Genomic DNA, 13,089 nt, shown 5'->3' with positions numbered 1-13,089 from the left:
TTACAGCTTTAATTTTTGCTTACTGGTAACTTCCAAAGGTAAGAAAATAGTTAAAACTTCTCCATAATGTTGGCGTTGACGCACAATTAGTTTGCCGCCAATAGCCTGAAATAGATGCTTAGTTGCCGCAAGATTTAAACTAATCGTACCTGTTTCTGGTTGAAACATCAGCAATTGCCCAAGGGCTTTGCGAATTGGTGGCGTGACATTTGCACTGGCTGGGCTATTGCCTTGGCAATGGAATTGAGGTGATAATTGTAACTTGAGTTGGTCGCCAGCCGGAATCACCTGCACTTGAATATGACTCCCTGGAGGTAAACTGCGAGTGAAATTTTCCATCAACCCGGTGAGTACCTGATCCAGCATATTGGGGTTACTGACCACTGTAGGCAGTTGTTGGGGTAAAACCACATCTAACGTCAAATTTCGTCGTTGTGCCGCTTGTTGCCAACGGGGGACGCTCTGCCGCAACACCTGATCTAACGACATTGCTGTAAGTTGAGTATTTGGAGATTTCACCAAGGGACAAATTTCTAATTCTGCGGCTTTAAACAGTAACTCCATCCGGTCAATTTGTTCGGTACACTCATGATCAATAATTTCTAACCGATTATTGACGTTAGGAGGTAAATCTCGCCGTTTCAATAATAGGCGAGTCAATGTGCGAATTGTGGTTAAGGGTGTACGAACTTCGTGAGCAAAAGCTTGGAGTAATTCTACATCAGGAACTGGGGATGGTGGCTGAGGTTCTCTCTTGGGTTTGCAGTCTCCAGCGCTTTCTGATGGTTCCTTAATCGCGTCTGGCTCTGTTAATTCCTGAAGCAACAACTGGCTAAAGTGAATTACAGTGCGGTAATCTGGTGCTACGGGAGCATAGTTTTGTATTAATGTATCCAGTTCCGCGAACAATTCTGGATTAGTTAGCATGACTCTTGCACCAAGCGATCGCCAGGCTTGCTGTACTACTTCTGGATCAAAGGAAAATTTAAATGCTTTGTTACCGCTTTTATCTTCTTTTAAAACTAGAACTAATCTAAATTTGTCTGTGAATACCAAGCAAAAACGTTCTGTCGCCAGTGGATCTGCTGGTAGTAAAGGTAACACTGACTCGTGAGGAACCACTTCTTGATCTGCTGCTGCGATCGCAGTAGGCATTTGAAATGGCATCAGTGCTAGGGGGTTAAATGGTTTTGCCGTAAAAGTGACGGTTTGCAAGCTTTGAGTTAATGTTGGCTGACTAAATAGAGGTGCGGGTGCAGCTAACACTAATCCTTTGGTGATCTCAGGTGACGTAGCTACTAAAGTTTTGATTAGCAGTTGTTCTGTCGCTGCTAAACTGACGCGCCATTGTCGCTCTGCTTTTATTGGTGAGCATTTAGCCGTAGCTGCTTCACTTGCGGCTAAAATTTCACTGAGACTTGGCAATATCCATTGATACACAGGTACTCACCCCTAGATTGAAGAGCGACAGCAGCGTTTAAATTAAGTATTTAACTACTACATATCAGGTTATATTCTTTTGTGTACTGGCGACAGTGGTAGAACCGAACAAGATAGGTGCAATTTCCCCTGTTAATAGTTTAAATCGAGCATAACTCAGGAGTTGGCATCGGGATGCGATTGAGGGCTGCTGCAAGCAAACCGCAGGAATCAGGACTTAAGATGAATGACTATTTGATTTACTATCCCACCCTTACTGATCATGAGCATATCGATAGCAATCAAGATCCATACATTTAGAATAAGCGGTTTCTATATCAATACCTTTGCCACATTACACAGATGTTAAGCTCCGGGAAAGTTCCCTCGTTGGTCGGGTTAGCGCGTGTATAACAAGAGGTGTTATATTTCATAATGGTGTAGATTGCAGTAAACCGGCAAATATGGAAAGAAGAAAAATTTTAATTGCCACCAAAACATATCCTTCAATTAGTACAAAATACCGTGAAACTGTATGCACCGCAGGAATATTATTAGATGATAACGAAAACCCCCAACAATGGATTCGTATTTACCCCATTCGTTTTCGCCAATTAGATTTTGATAAACGCTATCCAAGATGGTCTATTATCAGTGCTGAGATCGAAAATAATGATAAAGATTATAGGGAAGAAAGTTATCGAATTAATGATTCATCAATAGAAATACTGAGAAAAATTGATACCAAGAAAAATTGGGAGGAAAGAAAATCATTGGTTCTTCCATTAGAATTTAAATCTCTTAGAGATATCAAAGAAAAAGGAAAATCGGTCGGTATTATAAAACCCCAAACTATAAAAAAATACTATTATGAAAAAACGGCAAGAGAATGGAATTTAAAACAGCAAGCCATACTAGACCAAGGCGATTTATTTGAGCCTTCGGTAGAGATAGAAAAAATACCATATAGATTTGGCTATGAATTTTTGTCTAGAGATGGGGATAACCATCGCCTATCAATAAGCGATTGGGAAATTCAACAACTTTACAGAAAATGTAAAAACAATTCCCAGGCAAAAACATTAAAAGAAAGAGAACAAGAAGCCTTAGAAAAAGTCAGACAGAAATTAGAAGACGAATTTTTAGCAAAAAAAGATTTATACTTTATAGTAGGCAATTTAAAAAATCACAAAAATAGTTTCATGATTATTGGGCTATTCTATCCAATGCTAGAAAAAAATAATTGTCCTTTAAATATATTTGAAAATTCACAAGGAAGAAAATGGAAGAATCTAATTTTTTAAACAGATACATACTAACTTTTGGATATGGTAATCGCAAAAACTATGAAGAATTTTTAAAATATTTAGAAGACTTTAGTGTTGAATATGTAGTTGATGTCAGGAAAGTCACGCGGGCTTGGAGTCGTCAATGGTACGGTGAGAAAATTAATAACTTCTGCCATTTAAATAATATAAAATACATATCTAAGACCAAATTAGGTAACACATCAGGCAATAAAAATTGGATACCCGAAAACCCAGAAGCCGCAAAAAAAGAATTAGATGAAGTTGCAGAAATTGCTAAATTAGGGAATATTCTCTTACTTTGTGCTGAGAAAAATGCAAGCCATTGTCATAGAACAGAAGTTGCTAATAAACTAAAAGAATTAACAGCGATTCCCGTCAAACATCTAGAGTAACACTACTAGGCATGAAATGTAGATGTATCGATTGTTATAAAAGTTAAAACTGCGTTTGCCAGAGACTCACATTAAAAAATAGTTCAATTAGCCACAGACTTTAACTCTGCGGCTAATTGTGTGAATTAAGCAGTCACAATGTAAGATGAGTTAATCGCCGCTACACGTCCAGCATCCACTAAAGCTTGATATACCATAACTGCCACCTCTGCCCTTGTAGCATCGCGGGTGGGATTGAGTAAATTGAGATTAGGATAATTAACAATAAATTGCTTCTGGGTAGCTGTTGCTACTGCATTTTTAGCATAGCCAGGAACTTTTACTTGGTCATCAAAAGTTTTAATGAAAGTTGTATTATCAGCAGATAAACCCAGTCCATTCACCAGAGATACTAGCACTTGTACACGTTGAATATTTTGGTTAGGGCCAAAAGTATTATCAGGATAACCAGAAAGAAGTTGCCCCTGATAGGCTTGTTGAATTACCTTGAATGCCCAAAAATTTTCGGCTACATCCTTAAATTTGATCGCAGTACGTTTAACTGGTGGGTTGAAAGCTTTTACCATTAATGCAGCGTATTGCGCCCGTGTCATCGTTGCATCAGGTTTAAATGTACGATTGGGAAAACCGCTAACTATTTCTCTTTGGACTAATTCTCGAATAAACTCTGCCGCCCAATGATTACCAATATCGGTTAAGTTTATAGGACTTGGTGTGGGTGTCGGTGTGGGTGTGGGTGTCGGTGTCGGTGTGGGTGTGGGTGTCGGTGTGGGTGTCGGTGTGGGTGTCGGTGTCGGTGTTGGTGTGGGTGTGGGTGTGGGTGTGGGTGTGGGTGTGGGTGTGGGTGTCGGTGTGGGTGTCGGTGTGGGTGTCGGTGTTGGTGTCGGTGTGGGTGTTGGTGTTGGTGTCGGTGTTGGTGTGGGTGTAGCAATACCTGCAAACTCTACATTTCCGCTCACTTTATTGGGGTCTATTTGATTTCCGAAAGAAAGCAGCCTGTTGGAACTAGCATTCTGCACATCAAATTTACCGTTATTGCGGATAATATTGCCCCCTGGACTATTAGCATTGCCAATATCCGGTAAAGCTGTACCGATAATTGTCAAACCATCATCAGTATTATTTTCAATGAGATTATTACGCAGTATAGGCAGCGCACTACCAGAGACAAGAACCCCAGAACGGTTTTCGTAAATTTTATTATCTACAAGTGTCGGTGATGCAGTATCACTAATCGCAATGCCAAAGCCTGTATTGTGGCAGGTGTTACCTTGAATTTTACCTTGAGAATTGCGTGCGATCGCTATTCCATTGGCTGCATTCTCAGTAAACATATTACCTTGAATAACTGGATTAGCATCGCCAGTAGCAAATACTCCCTCACGTTTACAGTTAGTGAAAGTGTTATTAGCAATAGTAGGAGTACTTGACTCAGCCCAAACTCCACTACCACGACTAGCTAGATTAGTTATAGTCACCCCCCGAAGTTCGGAGCCATTCAGCATCACAAAAGTAACATTTTGACCCGCAAAAGTGCGGCTGAGATAGTTACCACTACCTTCAATCAATACGCTGCTACCCTGATTACCTTCATTCCCTACAACTATTACTCCCACTCCAATTGTGAGAGGAAAAGCTTCACCACTAGCGGCATTGTAATTACCATCTGCTAGTTGAATTTTAGTTTCAGGAGTAGCCAACTTTAGGGCTTGGGTGATGGTTTTGAAAGGGGTTTGTTGGCTACCAGAATTGGTATCACTGCCCAATGCCGAATTTACGTAAAATCTTTGTACCATATTTATACTTGCCAAAAAAATACATAGTTATCTTAGCGCTAACCGTTAACATATAGAGAAATATCTATTTCGGGCTACGCCTACGTTAAAGCTAAGACTTAAATGAGCCTACCTCAATGGATTATTTTTGGCTTGAGATACTTCAAAAAATCGGATTCCTGGCAATCTGCATCCTCTTGTGGGAATAATATTTTCGAGAGAAAAACCGCGCCGAGTTTCTTTGTTTATACATCTGGATGAGTCTATCTAAAGACTGATACCAATTCCTGTTTAAATATGCGATTCTGAGCAAAGTGTATAAACATAGAGTTTGTCTAAGCTATACTCATAAAGGCCAATCGCCTCTGCAACTGCAACTTAAGTATTAGAGAAAAATGGCTCTCATAAATTGAAATGTCTTGATTCTTCACAATTTACCCTATTTTTTTTGATAACTTAAAGATAGAGCCAAAAATTATTGTGTTAAATATCAATTCCTTGAGCAAAAGCAAAATAATGAGCTATGGATACTGCTGTTAGATGTGATATTGGGATGATTAGGGAAGAAGCTCATGAACTTGTCAAAAAGGGACTTCTTCACCGCCAACAGCCAATTTATTCTCTATGTAGATACATTCCTAATCGCGACTGGATATTGTTTGAAACGGAGCTAGAAAAGCATGAGTTTTTGCTTAGAGATAGGATTATTGACCTATTGAGTAGTGAAATATGGGAAGAAGATTGATTCTAAAAAAACCTCCGAATTGATTCGGGGGTTTTAAATTTAATTCGCGTTTTTACAATTTAGATAGAATATAGTATTTTATCTAAATTGCCGTAAATAGAAGTTTTAAAATCCCCGTATACTGACAATATTGGGATATTGGAAATGGGAATTTTAGTTAATAGGGATAATTCATGAAGTGTCCCTATCAGTATTCAGTGAAGATGTTTATTAGGCTGGTACATCTTGTACTCCAATCCAGCCAGTGATAGTTTTATCTTTACTAGGGTAAATTATATTGTTATCTCTAGACTGGATATTTTCGGATAACTTATTAGCAAAAATCTTTTCCCGAAAACTAGGATCTTCCAGATAAAATACTGGCATATCTTGCCAACAATGACGGCAAAACCAAGCAAGGCCTGAAACACGTATATGCGGCAAAAGTAATCTTGAACAACAAGGACAGTAATTCATAATATTCTACAATCCTCATAATAAAAATCTGTGTATTTAAAATTAATCTTGTTGATTAATCAGCCCATCAGCTATTAAAAAAAACTATTTATAACTCAAGTGTAATGAAAAAATCTGAGGAGATGACAAAAAAAGTGATATTACGCAAATTATCTTAATATTTAGAGATGAAGTTTTATGTAGTAAAATAAATTTTATTTACTAAGACTTGACATTAGTTAAATGTCCACAATATGCGAAAAAAGTTTGCCCCGCTTTAACCAGCCCTAAAACTCTGTCCTCTCTTCCTACTTACTTTGGACACAATATTTCTAAAATTTCCTATCCCAATTTTTATCAATAGGGCTTGCTGTTCGCGTAGCGTGCCGTTAGGCATAAAAGTTATTTGTGAGGATAGGGAATAGGGAACAGGGAACAGTTATCTGTCATTCCCAAATTTTCTGATTTATTCAACCCAAAATTCACACTTTTGATGGTACACCCTTCAAAAGCCTTGCACCTACTTTCGGGTTTATTAGCCTCAAACCTTTGATTTATCTGGGTTTTACATTTATTCAGCCAGCCCTAAATAAAAAATAAAAAATATTTTAAACTTTCCTGTGCAGAGGGCATCTTGCCCCCTAATCACCGATAATTTATCAAAAATTTGTGGCATTGCTGAATCAGAGTATGAAATGCCAAAATTGCCCTTCTTTTTCAGAGAAGCGGGGCGTAGCCCGACAAATTCATATTTGAAATCAGCAAAGCCAAACTAGAGTTACTGAACAGCACCCAAGACTTAAACTGCTTCTGTGTTCTTCTCCCCAGTACGAATACGCACAACTTGCTCTACAGGCGAGATGAAAATTTTGCCATCGCCGATTTCGCCTGTGCGTGCAGCAGCAATAATTTTATCCACCACCATATCAACCTGACTGTCTTCAATCACGATTTCCACTTTCAGTTTTTGTAGAAACTCAACAGTGTACTCAGAACCGCGATAGCGTTCTGTTTGCCCTTTCTGCCGTCCAAACCCCCGGACTTCAGAAACCGTCATACCGACAATACCAGCGTTGACTAAAGCAATTTTCACTTCATCAAGCTTAAATGGGCGAATAATTGCTTCTACTTTTTTCATGAGTTTGACTCCTTAACTACTAATAGCTTCGTTTATCAATTTACCCGATAGGGGCAAAACTCCATATTTTCAAATTAGAGATTGCGTGCCAATGCTAATTTTAATCAGTTTCAACAATGTAAATAAAAACTGCCCCTTTTTTAAACTGTATACCCCTGACCAAAATAATTCTGACTCAGTGCAGAGATTTGTATGTAATTTTTGTAACTCAAAAATAAATGCTCAGAACAAGCTAATTTATAACCGTAGTCACATAGGTGAGGTGAACTAACGATTTTGGTTTTCAAACAAGGGACGCACAATCAAATAACCAGCTCCAAAAGCAGTGAACATGATTAACAAGATAGTAACAGCTAACCACCAGCCACTAAATTCTTTGACTTTTTTTTCCGTCGGGTGATGATAGCTAACCTCTTGTTCTTCTATAAAAAATATCTCTGGTATTGGGTGATTTGTGTCTACAGGTGCGGAAAATTCCGCGTGATGGTTTTTTTCCTTAACAACGGGTGGACGCTGACGAGAAGCTTGCTGAGGTGGGTGGACTGCTGTGGTTGGTGGTGTGGTTGGGATTTTTGCTTCACCAGCAGCATGGTTAGTTTGGGGTTGACTCGCTTTAGGACTAGAATCTACAAACTTTTCCAGATGTAACAAAGACTTCACAACTTTAGCAATTTCTTGGCGTAGTAATTGATTCTCTTGTTCTAATTGGTGGTTTTGGCTAGTGAGTGTATCTAATTTTGCTTTTGTTGCCTGTAACTCTGTGGCCAATTCTCGGTACACATACAATGGTACAGATGTAGTATGGGTTGTAGAATTTGGTGGGTTTGCTGAACTGCGGTGAACAGAATTTGGGGTTGTTTGCATAGATTAAGTTGGTATCAAAAATTTAATTTATCAGTTCGTACAGAGATATTAGCAAAGTATTGACAATTCCTCAGAGTTAATTTTGTAACAGGGGAAAAAAGTGTCCCACGGGCCCTTGGCCTTTACCAATATTGAGGGCGTAGGTTAGTGCAGTAGTAACATACTCTTTTGCCTGTTGTACGGCTGGCCATAAGTCCAAACCTATAGCTAAATTTGCAGCGATCGCAGCTGATAGTGTACAACCAGTACCGTGGGTATTTTTTGTCTCGATTTGCTTTGTGATTAAAGTTTCCAGTTTCTGCCCATCAAACCAGATATCAACACCCCGCAAACTGCCCTGCATCCCACCACCTTTGACTAAAACAGCTTTTACCTTCAAATTTCGGTGTATGACTTGAGCTGCTGCCCGCATCTCATCTAAAGTATTAATTGCTAAACCGCTTAAAATCTGCGCTTCATAACGATTGGGTGTCACAATAGCCGCTTGAGGTAACAAGGCATGACACAGAGTTTTTACCGCATCATCATCAATTAATTGCGCCCCTGTGCGTGATACCATCACCGGGTCAACAACTAGGTTATTAATATGTAATGCTTCCACTTGCTGGGCGACAGCAGAAATAATTTCCTGGTTCAGCAACATTCCAGTCTTCGTCGCTTGTACACCAATATCTTCCACCACTGCTTGAATTTGAGCTATCACCGCCTGAGTGGGCATAGCATCAACCCGCGCCACTCCTAAAGTATTTTGTGCTGTCACACAGGTAATAGCACTCGTACCGTGGACACGGTGAAAAGCAAAAGTCCGTAAATCAGCTTGAATACCCGCACCACCACCGCTATCTGAACCAGCAATGGTTAAAGCTACAGGTACTCTAGAGGTTATGTCGGCGTTCATAGAAATTATGGGCGAAATGGTAAGCTGTTGTGCTGTAGTTTCATAGATTTAGCACAGTTCTTATAGCTCAAGGATTTACAGATATACTCAATTACTAACAATCATTTTAATGAACCCGCCTCTATTGGCTTTATACTCAGCACTTTACTAAAATTCCTGGGCTTTTGCTGCCAAAGGATTGGGTTTTGGATTTTGTGCTAGTTTTTGCGGTATTACTGTTAAATAAGGTTGTAGCTTAGTGTCATCAACCCAAGCAGAGTAATATTTTAACGTAGTAGATTCTGTAGAAAGCTCCAGTAACTCTAAATCGCCACGCATGGCATACCAATTCATGGGAGCATTCGATGGGAATAGTCCAGAACCAATGCCTTGAGGCCCACCACCGGATAAATTCAAAGTTACTTCATCCCATCCTCGCACAAAGCGACCACCATTCCAATGCCAATCAGAACCAGGCCAATAAACAGGTGGTTTTCCTGGTGATAAAGAAAATTTATCAAAACTCGCACCCTCATCTAAATTTGCTGTCAAGCCTTGAGGATATCTCACTTCATAACGTCCTTTACGACTCTGAAAATCAATCGGACTCCACCACAGAACTTCTACAGTTTCCTCGCCGTTTTTAGGAGATAAAGAGGCAGCAGCAGTTGTATTAGTCGATGCACTGTAAAGCGGTAATTCCTCCGTTGGTAGTTTAGCCATTGCTGCAAATCGCCAACAATTCCAACTATCATAATTATCAGCAGTTTGCCATTGTACTTGACAAACACCGTTAGCAGTACCCACCCACAGTAATTCATTTTCTAACCGCAGCTTGTCAGGAATTGCCCCCACTAAAGGACTATTGTGAACAGTATATGCAGTCAAAGAACCGGAATTAGGATTTTGCCAATTAGGACGATAAGCAACTAGTCCTTTCGCCGAAATGTAGGGATTTCCTTCGCCACTAATTTGAGTCCCCATCCATAAAGTTGGTTTTTGTACATCTCCGGTAATGGTTAAATCAGTAACTTGTATAAATTTTAATTCCTCTGGTTGAATTAAAGTAAACTCATTAGTTTGTGGATCATAACTAATAATAGTAGTAATGCCGTTATTTCCTTCACCTTGCTCGAAAGCCACTGTCCACCAAATACGTTCTCCATAAGTCACCGCACTGGTAATGCGAGGAAAACCTAATTGACTTTCTGCTGTTGCTGCTTGTAAATCTTCAAGAGTGTAGAGTGTTTTTTTCTGAGAAGTTTGATTATCAGGGATAAATAACTCAAATACAACTTTATCTTCTGCTGGTTCTGGCTCCTGTTCTCTGGTAATAAAGGTATTATCCTCTAGAGAAAATGAAGGCTCTCTCAAAACTCGATACTGATAAATTTTTCCCTGAAGGTCAATATTTTTTAAACTAGGATTTACTAACTCTTGGACTGATTCTGTATAGTTATTTGGTGGCTGTAAATCTTTTGATAAAGTTCCTGGTTGCACTGTCCAAGTATTGTTACCTCGGCAAAAAATAAAATCCTGCCTTAAACTTTGAAAATTCACCGTGTCAGTATCTGTCACAATATTATAAATGTGGTAATCAAACCTATCATAAAAATTATTATCCGGCTGGTTAACAGGTAAAGTCACAACTGTATCCTGGGGACAATTTTCTATTTGAGGTTTAACAACATTATCTGTCTGTCCAGAACTATTAGGGACGGAAACACAGGAGTTGAGTAGTAAGATAATACCGAAAAATGGAATAAATGATTTCATGATTAAAGTTGTAATTATAGGATTATTGCTGTTTTTGCCTAGATAATTTACTACATTTATTCTTAATAATATTCCAGATTTTAAGTAAGTTATTATAAATAATTAAAGGTTTGTAGTCAGGATTAAAGTCCTGAATTAAGGGCTAAAGCCCTTACTACGAGATAAATTATCATGTTTTTACATTACTTTACATAATTAGCTTTATTCTCGCCAACTTACTTAATCTATAATTGAGAAACTTCATATCCCCAACTTTTACCCTCCGGGAAGCTACCCATAAAATGTCTACAAGAAGTCGGGGATATTTCTGTGACTTTGCAGTTTGTTAAGAAATGTGATTTTTTAAATACTACTGATTTTGTTCCCTATTTAAACATTGCCAAACTCCCTGCAAATACTTACCCCATTTTGCCGCTAGAGGGACTTCTGTAAATGGAATGCGTATCGACTGAGATTCAGACAAAAGAAATTCCAACTCAATAACTCGACCTTTTTGAGTAGAATTTTCTAATTCTACTACTTTATCATCTATCAAAAGACGTATATCTTTAACGTCTAGCAAAGAAAAAGTTTTTAATTTAATGGGGCCTTGAGTTGTGGGCTTTCCCCAAGTGACATCGTTATCTTTTAAACCCAGCACAGCATAAATATCATACTTGGCTTTGTCAAACTGCTCTGCCCAAACACGATATGCTTCCAACTTCTGGTATTCCCTTGAGCCTTGCCAAGCCAACCAGAAAAATGCAACTAGTAAAGGCAACCATAAAAGACCACGTTCCATTATTTAAATAGTCCTAAATATTGAGTAAAATTTGTCCAAAGTACACCAATGAGGCCCGAAGATAAGTTATGGTAGTGAGCAAACTGGCAAAAAGCGGTGATCAGTTAATATGAAAAGACTTATATTATTGTGCTTGTTTGTCATCGGGCTGGGGGCTGCTGTATTGGGATTCCTGAATTGTCAGGGTTTAGCAGCTAAAGGCGAGTTTGAGACGATTTTGCTAGATTTTCGGCAAGATATTCCTACCGAAGTAGTACAGCAGAACTTACAAGCGATCGCTCAAGAATACAACGTCACACCCAGATTAGACAATAAATTTTCAGCGTCAGATAATGTGTATATTATTGAAGGCGATCGCCAGAGACTGAAAAAGCTGAAAAAATCTCCATTCGCCGAGTTCATCCAATTAATCGAGCCAAATTACATCTATAGAAAGATTCCTCTACCAGCCGAAGCAACTTGGTTTGAAGATATTTTACAATCTCCAGATAATCAAGCAAATCCCACATTAATTGGCCCTAACGACCAATTTTACAGCAAACAGTGGAACCTACACAACATCGGCATGGAAGGCGCGTGGAGTCAAACCAAAGGCAGTGGTGTAACAGTAGCTGTCATTGACACTGGCATAACTCGCGTCCGTGACTTGGTAGACACGAAATTTGTCAAAGGGTATGATTTTGTCAGCGATCGCGAAGAAGCCACAGACGATAACGGACACGGTACTCACGTCGCCGGCACCATAGCCCAAGCCACCAATAATACTTATGGTGTAGCCGGCATTGCCTACGAAGCCAGTCTCATGCCCTTAAAAGTTCTCAGCGCCTACGGTGGCGGAACCGTTGCCGATATTGCCGAAGCGATTAAATTTGCTGCTGACAACGGTGCAGACGTAATTAATATGAGCTTAGGTGGCGGTGGTGAAAGCCAATTAATGAAGCAAGCCATTGACTATGCCCACAACAAAGGCGTAACCATTGTAGCCGCAGCCGGCAACGAAAATGCCAATGGCGCAAGTTATCCCGCACGTTACCCCCACGTAATTGGCGTTTCTGCATTTGGCCCAGACGGAGAAAAAGCCCCCTATTCCAACTTTGGCGCAGGTGTAGATATTTCTGCCCCTGGTGGTAGCGACGCAGGTGCAATTCTCCAAGAAACCATCGACCCCGACAACAACGGTGAAGGAGTATTTCTCGCACTCCAGGGAACAAGCATGGCTTCTCCCCACGTTGCCGGTGTAGCCGCATTAATTAAAGCATCTGGAGTTACAGAACCAGACGAAATATTAAAAGTCCTCAAGCAGTCAGCACGAGTTATCCAAGAAGATAGCTTCAACTATTATGGCGCTGGACAACTTAACGCCGAAGCAGCAGTAAAACTTGCCACCACAGGACAAATCAGTTTCCAAGACTTCTTCCGTTGGTTAAGAGATAACGGCTATCTCAACCCCCGTTTTTGGATTGATGGCGGTGCAGTAGCACTAGTACCTAAACTACTCATGGTACTGGGTTCCTATCTGCTGGCTTGGTTTTTGCGGGTTTACTTCCCCTTCGCCTGGAGTTGGTCTTTATCCAGTG

12 protein-coding genes are annotated in these 13,089 nt (G+C 39.7%); 4 read left to right on the top strand and 8 right to left on the bottom strand.

Going from position 1 to position 13,089, the window contains the following annotated elements; translation table 11 throughout:
• Positions 1–1,440 (bottom strand): HAMP domain-containing sensor histidine kinase, encoded by a 1,440-nt coding sequence (locus VB654_RS00975; protein WP_323211413.1) that lies wholly within the window; start codon positions 1,438–1,440, stop codon positions 1–3.
• 443 nt (positions 1,441–1,883) lie between these two features.
• Here VB654_RS00975 and VB654_RS00970 point away from each other — a divergent pair, with 443 nt between their 5' ends.
• Positions 1,884–2,723 (top strand): hypothetical protein, encoded by an 840-nt coding sequence (locus VB654_RS00970; protein WP_323211412.1) that lies wholly within the window; start codon positions 1,884–1,886, stop codon positions 2,721–2,723.
• Positions 2,702–3,121 (top strand): DUF488 domain-containing protein, encoded by a 420-nt coding sequence (locus VB654_RS00965; protein ID WP_323211411.1) that lies wholly within the window; start codon positions 2,702–2,704, stop codon positions 3,119–3,121. Before VB654_RS00970 ends, VB654_RS00965 begins: the two co-directional genes overlap by 22 nt.
• Positions 3,122–3,246: 125 nt before the next feature.
• On the opposite strand, the gene VB654_RS00960 is transcribed toward VB654_RS00965, so the two are convergent.
• Positions 3,247–4,917 (bottom strand): DUF1565 domain-containing protein, encoded by a 1,671-nt coding sequence (locus tag VB654_RS00960; protein ID WP_323211409.1) that lies wholly within the window; start codon positions 4,915–4,917, stop codon positions 3,247–3,249.
• Positions 4,918–5,419: 502 nt separating this feature from the next.
• Here VB654_RS00960 and VB654_RS00955 point away from each other — a divergent pair.
• Positions 5,420–5,641, top strand: coding sequence for a DUF4327 family protein (locus tag VB654_RS00955; protein ID WP_323211408.1), 222 nt, complete (start codon positions 5,420–5,422; stop codon positions 5,639–5,641).
• Positions 5,642–5,851: 210 nt separating this feature from the next.
• On the opposite strand, the gene VB654_RS00950 is transcribed toward VB654_RS00955, so the two are convergent.
• From VB654_RS00950 to VB654_RS00925, 6 genes are all read right to left on the bottom strand, one after another.
• Positions 5,852–6,097: a hypothetical protein gene (locus VB654_RS00950; RefSeq protein ID WP_323211406.1), complete on the bottom strand. Its 246-nt coding sequence runs from the start codon at positions 6,095–6,097 to the stop codon at positions 5,852–5,854.
• 778 nt (positions 6,098–6,875) lie between these two features.
• Positions 6,876–7,214 carry a P-II family nitrogen regulator gene (locus tag VB654_RS00945; RefSeq protein ID WP_006197171.1) on the bottom strand — a complete coding sequence of 113 codons (339 nt, stop codon included), beginning with the start codon at positions 7,212–7,214 and terminating at the stop codon, positions 6,876–6,878.
• A gap of 267 nt (positions 7,215–7,481) precedes the next feature.
• Complete coding sequence (locus VB654_RS00940) at positions 7,482–8,078, bottom strand: hypothetical protein (RefSeq protein ID WP_323211404.1); 597 nt, start codon at positions 8,076–8,078, stop codon at positions 7,482–7,484.
• Between the two features lie 76 nt (positions 8,079–8,154).
• Positions 8,155–8,976: a bifunctional hydroxymethylpyrimidine kinase/phosphomethylpyrimidine kinase gene (gene thiD, locus VB654_RS00935; RefSeq protein WP_323211402.1), complete on the bottom strand. Its 822-nt coding sequence runs from the start codon at positions 8,974–8,976 to the stop codon at positions 8,155–8,157.
• A gap of 147 nt (positions 8,977–9,123) precedes the next feature.
• Positions 9,124–10,731, bottom strand: coding sequence for a hypothetical protein (locus VB654_RS00930; protein WP_323211400.1), 1,608 nt, complete (start codon positions 10,729–10,731; stop codon positions 9,124–9,126).
• A 349-nt stretch (positions 10,732–11,080) separates the two neighbouring features.
• Positions 11,081–11,512, bottom strand: a complete 432-nt coding sequence (locus VB654_RS00925) for a hypothetical protein (RefSeq protein WP_323211399.1) — start codon at positions 11,510–11,512, stop codon at positions 11,081–11,083.
• Positions 11,513–11,621: 109 nt separating this feature from the next.
• Between VB654_RS00925 and VB654_RS00920 the strand changes: the two genes are divergently transcribed.
• Positions 11,622–13,089, top strand: a 1,468-nt coding sequence (locus VB654_RS00920) for a S8 family serine peptidase (protein WP_323211397.1), incomplete at its 3' end; no start/stop codon positions are given.

It is taken from the genome of Nodularia sp. UHCC 0506 (assembly GCF_034931045.1).
Classification (GTDB): Bacteria; Cyanobacteriota; Cyanobacteriia; order Cyanobacteriales; family Nostocaceae; genus Nodularia.
Note: the sequence above shows the minus strand (reverse complement) of the source record. Positions and strands in the feature narration are given on the sequence as shown.